The following is a 16,506-nucleotide window of genomic DNA, read 5'->3' as shown; positions in this document are numbered from 1 at the left end:
TATATAATAGGCACGTCGACTTAGTCTTACAACGCTTTCACGTATGAACATTGGCGCGACTTAAAAAATCAACCTTTAGAGGTCATAAAAAAGCCTACGATCACAGACCTGTTACTACAGCTATCAGTCTTCATATGGAAAGCTGCAAAGTATGTTTTTGAAAAATTGCGAGGTATAACTTACGTTTCTGACGATGACATTTCATCGGGCGTATCTACGTTATCTTGCAAATCATCATCGTCCTCATCAAAATCAGGTTCGCACTCTTCGGCTGATGAGTCATTAACCTTACGTTTATATTTCGTCGGCGTGAAGCCATAGGTCTTTTTGAAGGCATGGTAGAAGCCTGAATAATGCTCAAAGCCTGAAAGTTCGGCAACCTCGTCGAGTGAAAGTTCGGGACGTGTATCAAGCAGCATCTTTGCCCGTTGCATCTTAACCGTCTTTATATAAGTGACAGGCGACATTCCTGTAAGCGCCATGAGTTTGCGGTGGAACTGACGCTTACTCATACACAATCTGTCGGCCAGCAAGCTTACTTCGAGCTGCTGCGTATCGAGCAAGGCATAAATGATGTCGATCGTCTTGCCAAGGAAAAACTCATCGGCTGTAGACAAAGTTGGGGTGACTATCTCGTTGGTCTTTAAGGCGCTCGCATATTTGCTCCTCAGTAAGCTGCGCTGCTCTAATAATTTTTCCACTCGTGTACGCAACTCTTCACTATTGAAGGGCTTCACGAGATATGCATCAGCGCCTGCTTCCAATCCCTTAATGCGATCTTCTTCAGTATTTTTCGCTGTGATGACAATGATCGGGATATGATTGACAATCTCGTTCGTTCGGATCGCTCGGCACACGTCAAGACCACCCATCTCAGGCATCATTAAGTCGGTGATGATTAAATCGGGTACGAGTTCCTCGGCTTTCTGCAGACCCACCTTTCCATTTTCTGCATAGCATACGCTGTAACGCGACGTCAACTGTGAGCCGATATACGCGGCCACGTCCTTGTTGTCTTCAATGATGAGTATGCGGCAATCGTTATTATCGTCTTCCACTTTATCGACAAGCGGCTCCGTCGTATCAGGTATTATGGGTGCGCCAGCAATGGGATTACCATCTACAGCTTGCTTACTTTGATGGCGGATGGGCAGACTCAGATGGAACGTTGTCCCCTTACCGAGCGTACTTTCTACGCGGATCTTTCCACCGATAACCTCTACGATGCGATGAACTAATGCAAGTCCTACACCCGTTCCTACCTGTCCGGTATCTTGCTCAGCTTGATAGAAGGGTTGGAAAATATGAGCAAGCGCCGCGGGGTCTATACCCTTGCCCGTATCAGCCACACTAATCAATAAGTTTTCGTTATCACGTTCCAGCCTGACCGTAATATGTCCATATTCAGGCGTGTACTTAAAGGCATTGGAAAGTAGGTTGTTGATGATCTTATTGAGATAACCGGGCACGAAGTCGGTCTCTAAATCCACGTTTGTTACGAAGTGGAGATCCACATTGCGGCATCGGGCATAATCACGATAAGACTCGACAATCATCGTAATGTAGGCCGCAATATTGCCACTGCGCCAATCAAGATTGCCCACCGATGATTTTATCTTTGAGATATCAAGCAATTGGTTAATCAAAGCGAGTAAGTTTTCGCCTTGACGTTCAATTGTGCAGACTTTCTCCTTTGTCGCAGCAGGCAAGGCCTCATCTTGCTTTAATTCGCCACTTAAACCAAGAATCACAGTGAGCGGAGTGCGAAATTCATGGGTAATGTTCGTAAAGAAATTCTCTCGCATTTGCGACATTTGCTTTAAGGCAATATGATTCCGTTTGCGGATACGCTGTACATAAGACATTAAGACAACTGTAGCAAACAAGGAAACCAAAACAAAGATAAAGACAACATAGCTGACATAGCGCATCGTACGTTCCGATTGCAGCGTTATCTCCGCTTCGTTAAGCACGCGCTTACGATGATTGCGCTCAATATTCAAACTAATATTTTGTATGCGATTGACGCGCCCAATATTCAGCACGCTATCTTGCCAAAAGTCGGCCTGCTCGTAACAAGAGAGCGCATCTGCATAGCGACCTAATTGCTTGTAGTACTTATAATATAGATTGTAAACTTCTGCAAGATGCTCAGGCGATTTGATTCGGGTAGCCATCTCTTTTGCACGATCCAACCGGCTCAAAGCCTCGGGCGTCCTCCCTATTTTGAAGTAAATATTAGTCAATGCCAAAAGCGGACTTAAAGCGTGCCATTCATCTTTGGAAGCCTGCATGAGTCCATAAGCCGTCTCATACTCACGCGCCGCCTGCTCATATTCGCCGGCTTTCTCGTGGAGCGAGCCTAAATAAGTATGACAAAGCGATATGCCTATAACCTCATTGGCTGCTTTATTGAATTCCATAGAGCGCAAATAGTAAACGCGCGCGGAATCCAACTTGCCGCGGTGTTCAAAGATAGAGCCAAGGTTCGCATTGTCTATGGCCTGCCCTACGGCACTATTGAGCTTTTGCTCTCCCTTTAGCGCAAGCCGCAAAACGCTATCTGCACGCTCGAAGTTGCCCAAGCTCATATAAATATTACCTAGACCATTGAGCGACTTCACGTGGTTTTTAAGCGCTAGTTTAGAAGTGTCGGAAAATTCTTCGCTCAACTTTAAAGCGCGATGATGGTATTCTTGCGCCACATCGAGTATACTCATTCGGCGATAGTCCGTTCCAATATTATTGAGTATACGCACCCATTCGAGCGTATCATTAAGCGCTTCAGCTTGTTTGAGTGCCTCAGAGTGGGCACGCACAGCTTCTTCGAAGCGGCTCTCATCGCGAAGACGTTTTCCCTTTATGCGCAGAGCTATGATACTGCCGATTTTGTTGCCTTTCTCCTCAAAACGACGCTGCAGAGCCTCTATCGAATCGATTGAAGACGCTCCTTCGACCTGTTTTTCCAATGCTGCGCGCTCTTCATAGCTGATGCTGGCCGATTGGCGACCGCAGGAGGAGAGCAGCATTAGTAGCATAAAAACGCCAACCCCTATACAGAGGTGCAAGCATGATGTAGCGAGTTTCACTTTATGCGCCGCTAGCAAAAGGGGGCGTGAGAAAAAGATATCAGGAAGATCAGGACGGCAATAGTGCATAGAGAATTGTCTTTAGATCAATGCTTGTTTCGCATAAACTCTTGACTAACGTTCGTAATATATGAGCTGAGAAACCGATGCAAAAATAAATATAAATTTGAAACTTAAGGTAGGGGCGCCCGTTATCTTTGTGTTTTTTCTATTGATCTATAGCGTTAGCGCAACTCAGGCAGAACTTTGATGACTTATTTCCGTAGAAATATTGGAAAGAAAGAGGCATCTGCAACCGAATGACAATGCACTTAATAGGAGTTTATAACCTTACCGCGGAACACAGTAGGCCAAGATTTGTTGTGCTATACACCATCTGAAATGGGACGTAAAACGATCTGGCAGAAACAGAAAATCTTCGATGAAATGGGAAATAATATCAACTTATACACCGCCATAAAGCACACATAAAAACGAGACAACACATAGCATGAATAAGATGAAGATAGATGATTATGTCGAACGGTAGCCTAAGGACACGCCCGTTAGTAGAGTCTGATAGAAAACAGAGATTCACTGAACTTTGCAATCAGAAAGCAAACCAAAGTGCAAAACGTGGAGGCGAGCTAAAAAGTGCGACTGACAAACGCCGCACAAAAAAAGAAGCTTTTCTTCAATGTATTCGTGATAGAGATAAATGATTTTGCTGTGCACGAGAAAAACAAAGCGTACACTAATGAGTAAGCTGGCGCGCGTAGAAAGTTTTGCCTATCGATAGTAGGATAGACCTATAAAAACAAAAAAACCGAACCTCTTTGCGAAGTTCGGTTATGTGTTTGCGTGCTGATAAAGATCAGCCTAAGCTGTTCACGTGTAAAGTTACGCTAGACTTAATGTTGGCAGCCTTATTCTTGTGGATAATGTTGTTCTTAGCCAACTTATCAAGCATCGTCTGAACCTTCGGCAAGAAAGCCGTAGCTTCAGTTTTGTCAGTCATTGCGCGAAGTTTGCGAACGGCGTTGCGCATTGTCTTAGCGTAATATCTGTTGTGCAATCTGCGTGTCTCCGTCTGACGAATTCTTTTGAGGGAGGATTTGTGATTTGCCATTGTTTCTTTATTTTCTTATTTGTAGCCTATAGCAGAGTCGAACTGCTCTTTAGAGAATGAAAATCTCTCGTCCTAACCGATAGACGAATAGGCCAACCGAGCAACTTTTGCCTCATTGGGGCTCAATTGCGGGTGCAAAGATAGGGCAAAGTTCTTACTTGCCAAATCTTTTGACTCTTTTTTTTGCGATAAAAGGCTTTTTTCTCCAATATGGGGCGTTACGGGGTTGAATTTGGGCGGTGCAAGTCGTTTGGCGGGGTGTTTTTACGGCGCTAAAATTGCTTTTTAGTTGGTGTTACATCGCTTTTTGTCCTCGTTTTTTTCATCGAATTAAGACGCTATTATATAATCAATGTGTCGTTGCGGCGTGTAGATGTGGTTGGGGGGCGGCAGAGTGGGGGAGTAGTTTGTGCGGGTGAGCCTCGGGATGCGTTGGTCACGATGACGGTGGCGCCTCATCGAATTTATGTGGCTTCTAGAGCGACTAAAGCATCGCTATGTGGGGTTGGGGTGAGCTGTGGTTGGAGATAAAGTTGTTTGGGTCGGTATCCCGTAAGCGGCGGATCAACTTAGGCGGAGTTGGAATGGCATTTGGCGCGATACAAAAGCGATAAAAGAAGGCGCAAATCAAAGGAAAAATAAAAGAGGTCTATCCTCGTCAGATAGACCTCTTTCGTACACCGCCAGGGATTCGAACCCTGGACCCACTGATTAAGAGTCAGTTGCTCTACCAACTGAGCTAGCAGTGCATGCTTTTGTTTTGCGGATGCAAAGGTAGGAGTTTTCGTAGAACTAACAAAGCCCTTGCGCCAAAAAAATGATTTTTTTTGCACAAGGACTTTGATTTTGTTTGTTTAGCCCTGATTATGCGGCTGGTTTTGTGCGCTCCTTGAACATAAGCGTAAAGAAAACGAGGACACAAAGTGCGTAGCCGGCGAAAATAAACCAGCACGTCGGCCAATCGCCTACGGTATAAATGTTCCCATTGTGCGATATGGGGTGCGTCATCTTGTTAATCAGCCATTGCGCGCCCAATGTGCCGACCGTAGCGCCAATTCCATTGGTCATTAGCATAAACAATCCTTGCGCGGCAGAGCGGATGCTATCGTCCGTGGCCCGATCAATGTAGAGCGAACCGCTGATGTTGAAGAAGTCGAACGCGACGCCGTAAACTAACATTGAGAGAATAAACATCCAAAGTCCCGAACCCGGATTGCCCAAACCAAACAAGCCGAAGCGGAAGACCCAGGCGGCCATCGCGATCATCATTACTTTTTTGATGCCGAAGCGCTTTAGGAAGAACGGGATCAGCAAAATGCAGCACGTTTCGCTGATTTGCGAGATCGAAATAATGATATTAGTGTGCTGCACGCCAAACGTCTCGGCGTATTCCGGCATTGCCGCGAAGCTACTTATGAATGGGTTCGCGAAACTATTCGTAATCTGTAAGCTGACACCCAATAGCATCGAGAAGATTAAGAACAGCGCCATATCCTTGCGCTTAAAGAGCGCAAAAGCGTTGAGTCCGAAGGCTTCAGCAAAGCTCTTTTTGCGCCCGTCTTTGATGATGGGGCAAGCGGGTAGCGTGAAGGCGTAAGCAAAGAGCACTAAGCTGAGCACACCTGAAGCAATAAACTGACGATAGTCGGCTTGGATTCCGGCTAAGTCGACAAACCACATCGCGCAGATGAAACCGATCGTGCCAAAGACGCGTATGGGCGGAAAATCCTTCACTGTATCCATACCGGCGCGCGTTAATATCGTATAGGCCACTGAATTGGTGAGCGCCAATGTCGGCATGTAGAAAGCCACGCTCAAAGTGTAGAGCGTAAAGAAGATACCGAAGCTCCACGTCGGTGTGCTCTGCTGATAGAGTGCTGCCGCAATCAGCAGCGTGCCCGCCAATAAATGACAAATGCCCAATAGTCGCTGTGCCGGAACAAAGCGGTCGGCGATCATACCTATTAAAGCCGGCATAAAAATCGAGACTACGCCTTGGATAGAGTAGAACCACGCAATCTCAGTGCTGAGTCCGATGTTGCCTAAGTAGCGCCCCATAGCTGTCAGGTAAGCTCCCCAAACGGCGAACTCCAGAAAATTCATCAAGATGAGGCGGATTTTCAGATTGAAATGATTATTGTTCATAGAGCAATTTCTTGATTTGACGAACTAAAACGCGCTTGCTTAAGCGCTCGGCATACGTGCAGCAAATGACGTGGTCCTTATTGACCAAATAAAGCTTTGGCAAACCTTTCGCTCCAAACGCATCATATACTTGCCGATCCGGTTGTGCAGAATAAGGAAGTGTCAGTTGCTTATCCGTCCAAAAAGATTTGATCGACTCTTCCGTTTCTGCACGAGAGATACATATAATATTTACGTCGGGAAAGCGCTCACTTATTTTTTGCAAGTGGGGCAATTCGCGCCGACAATCCGAGCATCCGGTGTTGAAAAAGGCCAAGATTGAAACCGTCCCTTTGAGATCAGCTTCGGTAAGCATTTGTCCGTTGTTCAACAGAATGGAAAAAGCGGGGATCTTGTCGCCCACAGTGCAAGTTTTGCTCGGTGTGGTTGCACCCTGCTGCGCATGTGCGTCTGCCAGCAGGCTTCCTAAGAGCACTAAGCCGCAGTAGGCCAGCAGTCGGAGCCTTTTAGCCGCTTCCCCTACGCGCTTGGTGGCGCCGGACGTGTTGTTTCTGAAAGTGTACATTGTGTTTTTATTGTGCTTAGTCCATACCGTGGCCGAGATGTCTTGACCGCAAGCCCCTGTATAGCTTGCAAATGTATAAAGAAGTATTTAAAATGGTCCACTTCATCGGGCAATTATTCTCGCTCGTCTCTAATTTTTTCTCGGCCGACTGCGGGAAAAGGCACGGAGGTGCGAACCGGGGTGGCGGCGAAGCCTTTTGCGACCCTTCGGCCGCTTTGGCTTTTTCTGTCCGTGGAGCAATTGCCGGCCATAATCGTTGTTCGGCCGTCACCGTCTGCGGGTTTTGGACGTTGAGAAGGGCGTTTTTATTGTTTGCCGGCAGCAAACCATTGTTTGGCGGCAGCAAATTATCGTTTGCTCGGAGCAAACTATCGTTTGGTGGCAGCAAACAAAAAAAGTGCAAGGCCTTATCGTTCGATTTTGGTAGAAAGTTTGCGTCTATTGCCCTCGTGAGGTTGCTTTGAGTGTAGCTGCATGGTTTCGTGTAAATCTGTCGGGAAAACAGTGTAGACCGACCTCCTTTATTCACCGACAAAGGGGGGCGTAAATCAACTATAATGCCTTGGTATAAGGGCCGAGTGTTTGTATTTTTTTTCATTGCAAATGTTTATCTTTGCCCGAAAAACACGGTAATGGAGAAGCAAAAGATCCTCTTTGTGTGTCACGGCAATATATGCCGAAGTCCTATGGCGGAATTTCTGATGAAGAAGCTCGTAAAAGACGCCGGAAGAGCGCAAGAATTTGAGATCGACAGTGTGGCTACGTCTACGGAGGAAATAGGTAACGATATGTACCCTCCGGCTCAGCATTGTCTGCGCAGTCATGGCGTGCCATTCGAGCCTCGAGAGGCACGGCAGATGACGCAAGCCGACTATGATTATTATGACCGGATTTTCGTGATGGACAGAAACAACCTCCGACGGCTCCATACGATTGGAATAGAAGACAAGGAAGACAAAATAAGCCTACTGATGGCGCTCATCGGTGAAAATCGTGATGTGGCTGACCCGTGGTATACGCGTGATTTTGAAAAGACCTACGCTGATCTGTGTGCAGCGCTTCCAAAGATTCTGTGAGGCTGCTTTTTTCAGCTACGCCCAAAGTGTGTCCGGATTGTGAAAAAAGCGCCATCTGATCGTCTCGATGATGATGTTTGCGCAATGGTCGTAAGTCTGCTCCCATCGCCCTCGTAAGGTCGTTTTGAAAAGGCCTAAGCACCGCCGCACTTTGCATTCTTAGTTTGTTTTGCAGCGGCCGTTTCCGAAAATGCTTCGGACGCGCGGCTGGTAAACTTCTCGCTTTTCGTTTCTATGTCTTTATAAGTTTTTTGTCTGCTAATATTAAAAAATGCGGTGGCTAAGGCTGCGTTTTTTTGCTACTTTATATAAAAATGTCAGATGGTTTTCTTTATATTTGCACGCAATATTCTGAAGCGGTCTGGCGCGTATGTCGCTGCATTGCGTTGAAATAATGACGGAACATAAAGAAGACAATACAATAGAAGGCCCTGCGGCGACGAACTTGCGGCGGGCGCAAAAGCAGATGGCTCGTGCTGAATCAAGACCGGCCCTTGATGCTGATTGGAGTTACTTCTTTACGCACAATGCCCGACTCAAGCACATCGCACAAAAGCTGAAAGCGGACAATTGCTTTCCTACGTTCGTGCATCAATCGTGCAAATATATTCGTAATCACGACAAAGTGTGCAAGCAATTGCGCCCGACGATCAGCGGACTCATCTTTATTCAAGGCGAAGTAAAGGCTGTCGAGGCCTACTTCAAAGAACGCTTGCCGGAACTGCACTTGGCGTGCGATTATGCTACGCGCTGCGTGGCCCGAATTCCGCACGCCGTGATGCAACCCTTTATGAAGATCGCCGAACTTGACGCTACGCGCATCCGTTTTCTGCTTCATCCGTTTGAACATTACGCCGGTAGTCAGCTCGTTCGTATAACTTCCGGCCCAATGACGGGCTTGGAGGGTTACATTATTCGGATAGACCGCGATCGAAAACTGGTTCTGCGCGTAGGAGATATGACGATTGCCGTCGGCGGAATCCATCGCGAATCGTTTGAAAACGTAGCGGATTATATCCGTATGCGACGCGCTGAAGAATACGAAAGTGCGGCGGCTTCTGAAGAGGGCCTGACGGAGTTGCAAACGGCTGTGGAGCGAACGCTTTTCAAGCCGCAGACGTCGACGGATCGCTTGCTGCTCGCCGGTAGCGGGGCGCGCTGGATCGAAACGGCGCAGGAGCGGCAGGCGCAAGCCGACTGGGGCGCGGCGCTCGAGATTTTGTGCTATCTATGGGAGCGATTAGCGGCTTTTCGCCAAGATTTGATGCTCACGGATGCCGCCGGACGGGAGCTGATTGCTCGCCTGAGTCGACAGGTCTCGATGCAGCTCGATGCGCTGCTTGATGCGCCGAATCGACCGACAGACATCGCGGAGAAAATTGAGGTCTGGCGCGATGAAATTTTGCTGCGCAACGGCTTTGCTTGCGTCGGCCGTGATTCTACTCCGACGCTGGCCGCTGCTAAACGCTTTTGAGCGAATGCGACGCGGTGCAGTGCAAAAAAAAGAACAAAAAAAGGAAATAAAAATAAGAGCATACCGCAATTTTTGTGCAATTGGCGCGTTACATAAAGAAGAAACCCAAGCAACATACCTGAAGAAAGGTCGTCCGCAGGGCGAGATCCGACATCGAAACCTCCGCTTCAGGCCTTTGAAAGTAAGAGGGGCTGCTTGCAACCTCTTGACAACGACGCCTCAAATAGTTGGAATCAAAGTTTAAACGATGTTCTACCGACCAAAGGCTGCATTTACATCTTTGATAGTCCGCCGCGACGCGATTGTTCTTAAAGCAAAGTAAAAGCATACAATGACGCTATTCGCCATATTAATGAGCTTCGTCGCCAGTGCCTTAGTTTCGGCGCTGATGATTCCGCGCATCATACTCATATCCTTTCGCCGGAAACTTTTCGATACTGTCAATGAGCGAAAAGTTCACACCGGCATCGTTCCGCGTTTGGGCGGCATCGCCTTTACGCCGGCATTGATCTTTGCTTATACGCTCCTTTATGGTTTGGGAACCATCTTGCAGGGCGTCACTGACAATCGTGAGGTCGACATCTTGGCCGCTAAGCCGCCGACGCTCGGACTTTGTGCCCTCATCTTACTATATGTAGAGGGCATAGCTGATGATTTGAACGGCATAAATTACAAGCTGAAGTTTTTAGTTCAAACGATTTGCGCCCTTTTGATCGTACTTTCAGATCTGTGGATCAATAATCTTTATGGGCTCTTCGGGGTTTATGAGATTTCGCCCTTTATCGGGCAGCCGCTAACTGTGCTCTTGATCGTCTATATTATAAATGCCATCAATTTAATTGACGGTATTGACGGCTTGGCTTCAGGTTTGAGTATGGTGGCCTTGTTCTTCTTCGGCGTGCAGTTTGCCGGGCAGGGCGTAGTGGCAGGTGCGGGCATCGCGTTTGCGTTGCTGGGCGCTCTGGTTCCGTTCTTCTATTACAATGTCTTTGGCAAAGTGGAGCGGCACAACAAGATCTTTATGGGCGATTGCGGCAGTCAGGTTGTGGGCTTTATTCTGGGCTTGCTGGGCGTGATTTTTGTGATGCCAAGTTCCGCTGGCGTCACCGATGCTACGCCTTTTATTATGGGCTGGGCGGTTCTGCTCATTCCGGGTTTAGATGCCATCCGCGTAATGGTGTTGCGGATGCTCCACGGTCGACACCCGTTCAAGCCGGATAAGACCCACATTCACCACAAGCTGTTGGCGCTCGGCTTAAGTCAGCGCTCAACGCTCGTTCTTCTGCTTACGTTCGACGTGTTCTTTATCTTGATCAACGTAGGTGCAGCTTACAAGCTCAATATTAACCTTATTTTCTTGGGCGACATAATTGTGTTTTGCTTGCTCCAATACGGCGTTACTTTGCTCATACGTGCCCGCCGCCGGCGGCAAGCCGCCGGCGCGGCTGATTCGGCTGACGGTCTCGAAGTTGCGATGGCTGAAGCGCAGTGTGCCACTGTGTCATCTTCAGAGCACATTTTGTATCATATGCGTACCGAAGAAAATCGTCTCCAATACATAGTTGTTTCTCCGATGCCCAATATGAACTCGTGGATCGCTTATGGTAAGGCCGCTTTTGCTTTACATAATTTGTTTGAGCATAAAGGTATTGAAAACTATACCTCATCCTTCTCTACCGATAAGCAGATGCCGTATACTTGGGTTAGTAATGTTGTGTTCAGAAAGCTGTTGCTCAACATAGAACATCAGAAAGAGAACGACCATATCATCATCCGCTATCCTGCCAAATCGGATAAAATGGCCTATAAGCATTGGCTCGAACTGCTCAAGGATCGAGATCCGAGTACGGAGCCGGCATCCTTAGTGCCTTTGCACAAATAATAAGATCTTCAATCCCTCTATATTCATCCCGCCATCGGCCGTAAGCGTGCCGCGTGGCGGGATTTTGTTTTGCCAATTCCGTTTGCGGACGCGGCCAATAGAAAACGCAGCGACTCTTTTTGCGTAAGAGCCGCTGCGTATTTGAAAAGTATCGAAAAACTTATTGAATGCTAAACTTCCGGTTCCATTGTCCGATGCGTGCTACGTAAACGCCGCTCGCCAAATTCGGTAATGCCACGACGTTAGAGCCTTTATCCAATTTCTGCGTCAAGACCGTGCGCCCCGCAGCGTCAATGACGTAAAGTTGGTCTTGAGTAGCCTTGCCTTCCATCTTAATATAGAGTGCGCGGCCGGAAGACATCAGCGACAATGACGGGTTAACGACTTCCGGCGTCTGAATGCCAACCTCTACCCCCTCATATGGGTTGCGTCCTTCGTTAACGCCGTCGAGGAAGTTAAAGATTTGCCAATGAATCTTCTTGGCTGCTTCCACATCAGCTTGGCGAATGACGTTCTTATCCCCTTTCGGCGTGTTCACAACGAAAGCTTCGCCCGGTTCCATCGCGCTACGTGCAGGCAGCGAAGCAATCATAGCCGTCATTGCTTCCCCATTTATTTCGTTGCCGTAGCATTGCAAAACCATCAGCGCCCTGTTCGAACTTAAATCCAACGACTTTAGTTGTGCATTAGCTGCGCCCAGCGTTCTCAGCATACTGTTTGCGCCCGTTGAGAGTTCTTTAATCGGGTTCGATGAACAGCTAAACAGCGTCAATTGCGGGATCAGTTCCAACTCCAACTCACTAAAATTATTCTCCATCACATAAAGCACCTTCATATCCGGTGTGCGCTCCAGCGCCAAGTGAGAAAGCGCGTTGCTTTGGGCGTAAAGATTGATCAGTCCCGCGTGTTTGCCATCCTTTTCGATCGGGAAAGTCAGCGTGTTCAAGCGGTTATAGCCGCAAGCTAACGTATGTAGCTCATAGAGATTTGAGACATCCAGCGACGTCAGTTGATTATCACGGCAGTCGAGCAGTTCAATTTTTGTGTTTTGTGAAACATCCAACGTCGTGAATTTATTTGCTGCGCAGTAGAACTCCTTCAACTTTTTGTTTGCAGCAATCGAAATGTTCTCCAGCAAGTTGTTGGCGCACGTAGCCTCACGCAGCTCCTCGCATTTAGAGAGGTCGAGCGAGGTCAAGTTGTTTCCGCCGCAATAGAGTATGCGCAGATTCCTTTGCGATGAAAGGTCGAGCGTATTTATCGCATTGCGCGTGCAAGAGAATTTAGTCAAATTCGGGCAGTTACTCAGATTTATTTCATTCAGTTTGTTTTCATCCACATCGAGTTCGAGCAGAAACTGGCACGGCGTAGGATCCAGTGTCGTGATCTTATTCTTGTAGAGATAAAGCTCTTGCAAGTTTGCGTTGTGACTGAGATCGATTTTCTTCAATTGGTTGCGGCCCGCCAAGAGTTTAAGAAGCTGTGGTGCGCCCGAAATATCAATCGACGTCAAATCATTTTGCGCGCAGTTGAGCCCCGTAATATTTCCGTAGATCGTAATCTTTTTATCCACGCACGTAAAATCGATTTGCCCACCGAAGTTCGTTACCGGCTCGTCTTCGTCGCAGGTTCCGTTATTGTTCAAGTCGACCCAAACATTGCCCATTTCCTCTTCGTCAGCATTGATGATAAATGTCCATTCATCGAGATCTTCGCCCGTAGTAAGTATTATTTTGGGCTGATCCGTTGAGTAGCCTTTAGGCTTGCTTTGATCCGCGAGGGCCGGCGTACAAAAAGCTGCGCTCAGCACCAATCCGGCAGATAGCTGTAAAAGTTTTGAATGCATAATGTAAAATTAAGTATGTTAGACATATTGATTTAGAAGCGCACAAGGCAAGTAAAGAAACCGGCCAAGCGCTAAACTAAGTTGGTTGTGCTTGCAAATTTACATAAAAAGCCCGTTATCCGTAGAACAAACGCTTTCCCAAATTAAATTTTCTCGCGCTCCGCGTTCTTCTTCTCACACCACGAACCGAGCAGGGCTTAGACCGCTCTGACAGCTTCAAGGTGGGCCAATATTTCCTCCCTCTTTTGAGACTGAAAATGCATATTTTTGCCCATTTCATCGCAGATTAGCCCATTTTTCACCTACTTCAATATGCGTAATTTCGGAAGTGAACAATTTAAATCTTAATGCCTGTTCAAAAGTCTAAATCTACCATCCCTTCCGACTGTAATAACCGGATTATTCTCCCCTTTTATTCCCCTAAAAAGCCTTAAAGAAGTAGTCCTATCTTCAAAAGCCCGCGTAAAATGCAAAAATCCCTTTCACGGCGGCTGATTAAACAGCCATAGATTTCCCATTTCACCGCGCCACCTACGCAAGCAATTATTGTTTGCTGGCAGCAAACTATCGTATGCTCGCGCCAAACCATCGTTTGCCGGCAGCAAACCATCGTTTGGTGGCAGCAAACGAATCGCCTATGCGCGTTGCTTGTTGAAAATGATAGCCTTATCCCGTTTGTAGTTTGCGTAAAGATGGCCTAAATCCCAATATTCGCGTTGCATTACCTGTCGCGCGCTGCAGCGATTCATCGCTCCGCTTGGGGAAGGTAGACCTACCCAAAAGCGTTAGGGCTGTTCGTTTGTCACCTCCAAACGGCTTCAAATAACGAGAAAATGAAGTTTTTCACAAGGGCAAAATTGCTATTTTAGAATAAGCAAAAGGAGGATTTTGGTGAAATTACAACGCTCTTTTGTAAGATTTACTTTGCAAATGAATTTACATGGAATCTACATAATTAGGATGCTTGAAAAAATATAAATAGCTGTCATATAAAAGCTTAGCGGAATTTTCTTTTTCTAAAAACCTACATGTTTTCTTATATTGTCTGCAAGTGATTGTTAAGCGTTGTATTTTTGCAAAACAAAAACCAAACAATCAGATTATAATGAAAAAGATCCTTTCTGTCTTGTTCCTCTTCGTTGCAACCGTACTCGGATTGCACGCACAAGAGTTGGTCTCACCCAATGGCAATTTTAAGATGACGTTCAGTTTGAACGCCGCGGGACGCCCCGTATATTCGTTAACCTACAAAGGGAGAACCGTTGTTCGCCCCTCGATGTTAGGTATTGAACTTAAACGCGAGGATCCCAATGCTGCGGTCGACTTCGAGTTTAAGCAGCGCAAAGACGCCGGTACTTTGGATCAGAAAGCCGATTTAATGACGGGCTTCCGCTTGACTAAGACCGAAACCTCCGCTTTCGACGAAACTTGGCAACCCGTTTGGGGCGAAGAAAGCAGCATTCGCAATCATTATAACGAAATGGCTGTAACGCTCGAACAGCCGAAAAATGATCGCTATATTATTATCCGCTTCAGATTGTTTGATGACGGACTCGGCTTCCGTTACGAGTTCCCCTCGCAGAAGAATTTGACCTACTTCACCATCAAAGAAGAGCGCTCGCAGTTTGCTATGGCGGGCGACCACACTGCTTGGTGGCTTCCGGGCGACTACGATACGCAGGAGTATGAAACCGTTACGTCAAAACTCTCTGAAATACGCGGCAAAATGAAGGCCGCCATCACCCCTAATTCTTCGCAAACCCCGTTCTCGCCGACCGGCGTACAGACGGCGTTGATGCTAAAAACGGCCGACGGCCTCTATATCAACTTGCACGAAGCTGCTTGCCTTGACTACTCGACAATGCACCTCAACTTGGACGACAAGACGATGACCTTCGAAAGCTGGCTCACGCCCGACGCACGCGGAGATAAAGGCTATATGCAGACGCCCTGCGTATCGCCGTGGCGCACGATTATCGTTGGAGACAAAGGTGCAGACATTCTGGCTTCCCGTATGACGCTCAATCTCAACGAGCCGTGCAAAATAAAAGATACGAGCTGGATTAAGCCGACAAAATATATCGGCGTTTGGTGGGATATGATTACCAATAAAGGTACGTGGGCTTATACCGACGACTTACTGACCGTAAGACTCGGCGAAACTGATTATACGAAAACAAAACCCAACGGAAGACACAGTGCAAACACAGCCAACGTGAAGCGCTACATTGATTTCGCAGCCGAACACGGCTTCGACGCCGTCCTCGTAGAGGGCTGGAACGAAGGTTGGGAAGACTGGTTTGGCCACGAAAAAGACTCCGTTTTCGATTTCGTGACGCCGTATCCTGATTTTGACGTTAAAGGCATTCATGCTTACGCTGCCGCTAAAGGCATTAAGATGATTATGCACCACGAAACGTCTGCATCGACGCGCAACTACGAGCGCCATCTCGATAAAGCTTATCAATTTATGGTAGACAATGGTTATCCTGCCGTAAAAAGCGGCTATGTGGGCAACATGTTGCCGCGTGGCGATCACCACTACGATCAGTGGATGAATAATCACTACCTCTATTGCCTGACGAAGGCTGCTGATTATAAATTGATGGTTAATGCGCACGAGGCAACGCGTCCTACGGGTATCTGCCGCACATATCCTAACTTGATCGGCAACGAAAGTGCGCGCGGAACGGAATATGAGGCTTTTGGTGGCAACGCTGTTGATCACACGACTATTCTTCCTTTCACCCGACTCATAGGCGGTCCGATGGACTACACACCCGGTATCTTCGAGATGGACCTTTCCAAGATGAATCCGAACAACGGCTCAAGAGTACGCTCGACCTTGGTACGCCAATTGGCTCTCTACGTGACGATGTATAGTCCGTTGCAGATGGCAGCCGACATTCCCGAACATTATCAAGCCCACTTGGATGCCTTCCAGTTTATTAAAGATGTGGCGTTAGACTGGGATAAGAGTTTGTATCTCGAAGCTGAGCCCGGCGATTACGTTACCATTGCCCGTAAAGCCAAAGGCACGGACAACTGGTTCGTAGGTTGTACGGCAGATGAGAACGGCCATACATCTAAACTCAACTTCGACTTCCTCACACCCGGGGCAAAATATGAGGCAACCATCTACGCCGATGCCAAAGATGCGAGCTGGGATAAAAACCCGAAGGCTTACACGATTAAAAAGATGGTCGTAACGAACAAAACTAAACTCTCGCTTCGCGCTGCAAGCGGCGGTGGCTTTGCAATCAGTATTATCCGTAAGTAAACATATATAGTAGTGCCAAAACAGCGGATGCTTCGCATCAG

The 16,506-nt window shown here is 47.3% G+C and carries 10 protein-coding genes and 1 tRNA gene; 5 read left to right on the top strand and 6 right to left on the bottom strand.

The window, feature by feature from the left end:
• Positions 1 to 179: 179 nt before the first annotated feature.
• From GCWU000325_RS03070 to GCWU000325_RS03050, 5 genes are all read right to left on the bottom strand, one after another.
• Entirely contained in the window at positions 180 to 3,038 is a 2,859-nt protein-coding gene (locus GCWU000325_RS03070; protein WP_006254602.1) for a hybrid sensor histidine kinase/response regulator transcription factor, read from the bottom strand.
• 904 nt (positions 3,039 to 3,942) lie between these two features.
• Positions 3,943 to 4,197 carry a 30S ribosomal protein S20 gene (gene rpsT, locus GCWU000325_RS03065; protein WP_006254600.1) on the bottom strand — a complete coding sequence of 85 codons (255 nt, stop codon included), beginning with the start codon at positions 4,195 to 4,197 and terminating at the stop codon, positions 3,943 to 3,945.
• Between the two features lie 676 nt (positions 4,198 to 4,873).
• Positions 4,874 to 4,946 (bottom strand) — tRNA-Lys (locus tag GCWU000325_RS03060).
• A 115-nt stretch (positions 4,947 to 5,061) separates the two neighbouring features.
• Positions 5,062 to 6,342 (bottom strand): MFS transporter, encoded by a 1,281-nt coding sequence (locus tag GCWU000325_RS03055; RefSeq protein WP_006254598.1) that lies wholly within the window; start codon positions 6,340 to 6,342, stop codon positions 5,062 to 5,064.
• Entirely contained in the window at positions 6,332 to 6,907 is a 576-nt protein-coding gene (locus GCWU000325_RS03050) for a TlpA family protein disulfide reductase (RefSeq protein WP_006254597.1), read from the bottom strand. The genes GCWU000325_RS03055 and GCWU000325_RS03050 overlap by 11 nt, the downstream gene beginning before the upstream one ends.
• A gap of 92 nt (positions 6,908 to 6,999) precedes the next feature.
• Here GCWU000325_RS03050 and GCWU000325_RS11900 point away from each other — a divergent pair, with 92 nt between their 5' ends.
• The 4 genes from GCWU000325_RS11900 (at position 7,000) to GCWU000325_RS03025 (ending at position 11,339) form a co-directional block, all read left to right on the top strand.
• Positions 7,000 to 7,371: a hypothetical protein gene (locus GCWU000325_RS11900; RefSeq protein WP_154646562.1), complete on the top strand. Its 372-nt coding sequence runs from the start codon at positions 7,000 to 7,002 to the stop codon at positions 7,369 to 7,371.
• Between the two features lie 168 nt (positions 7,372 to 7,539).
• On the top strand, positions 7,540 to 7,983 hold the full coding sequence (locus tag GCWU000325_RS03040; RefSeq protein ID WP_040598825.1) for a low molecular weight protein-tyrosine-phosphatase: 444 nt from the start codon (positions 7,540 to 7,542) through the stop codon (positions 7,981 to 7,983).
• 394 nt (positions 7,984 to 8,377) lie between these two features.
• Positions 8,378 to 9,457, top strand: a complete 1,080-nt coding sequence (locus GCWU000325_RS03035; RefSeq protein WP_006254593.1) for a hypothetical protein — start codon at positions 8,378 to 8,380, stop codon at positions 9,455 to 9,457.
• Between the two features lie 331 nt (positions 9,458 to 9,788).
• Positions 9,789 to 11,339, top strand: a complete 1,551-nt coding sequence (locus tag GCWU000325_RS03025) for a glycosyltransferase family 4 protein (RefSeq protein ID WP_006254591.1) — start codon at positions 9,789 to 9,791, stop codon at positions 11,337 to 11,339.
• Positions 11,340 to 11,499: 160 nt separating this feature from the next.
• Here GCWU000325_RS03025 and GCWU000325_RS03020 read toward each other — a convergent pair whose 3' ends face one another.
• Positions 11,500 to 13,185: a leucine-rich repeat domain-containing protein gene (locus GCWU000325_RS03020; protein ID WP_006254590.1), complete on the bottom strand. Its 1,686-nt coding sequence runs from the start codon at positions 13,183 to 13,185 to the stop codon at positions 11,500 to 11,502.
• 1,099 nt (positions 13,186 to 14,284) lie between these two features.
• Between GCWU000325_RS03020 and GCWU000325_RS03015 the strand changes: the two genes are divergently transcribed.
• Positions 14,285 to 16,465 (top strand): glycoside hydrolase family 97 protein, encoded by a 2,181-nt coding sequence (locus tag GCWU000325_RS03015; RefSeq protein ID WP_040599238.1) that lies wholly within the window; start codon positions 14,285 to 14,287, stop codon positions 16,463 to 16,465.
• Positions 16,466 to 16,506 lie beyond the last annotated feature (41 nt).

This window comes from Alloprevotella tannerae ATCC 51259 (assembly GCF_000159995.1).
Classification (GTDB): Bacteria; Bacteroidota; Bacteroidia; order Bacteroidales; family Bacteroidaceae; genus Alloprevotella; species Alloprevotella tannerae.
The sequence above is the reverse complement of the archived record's forward strand: the minus strand, read 5'-3'. Positions and strand labels throughout refer to the sequence as shown.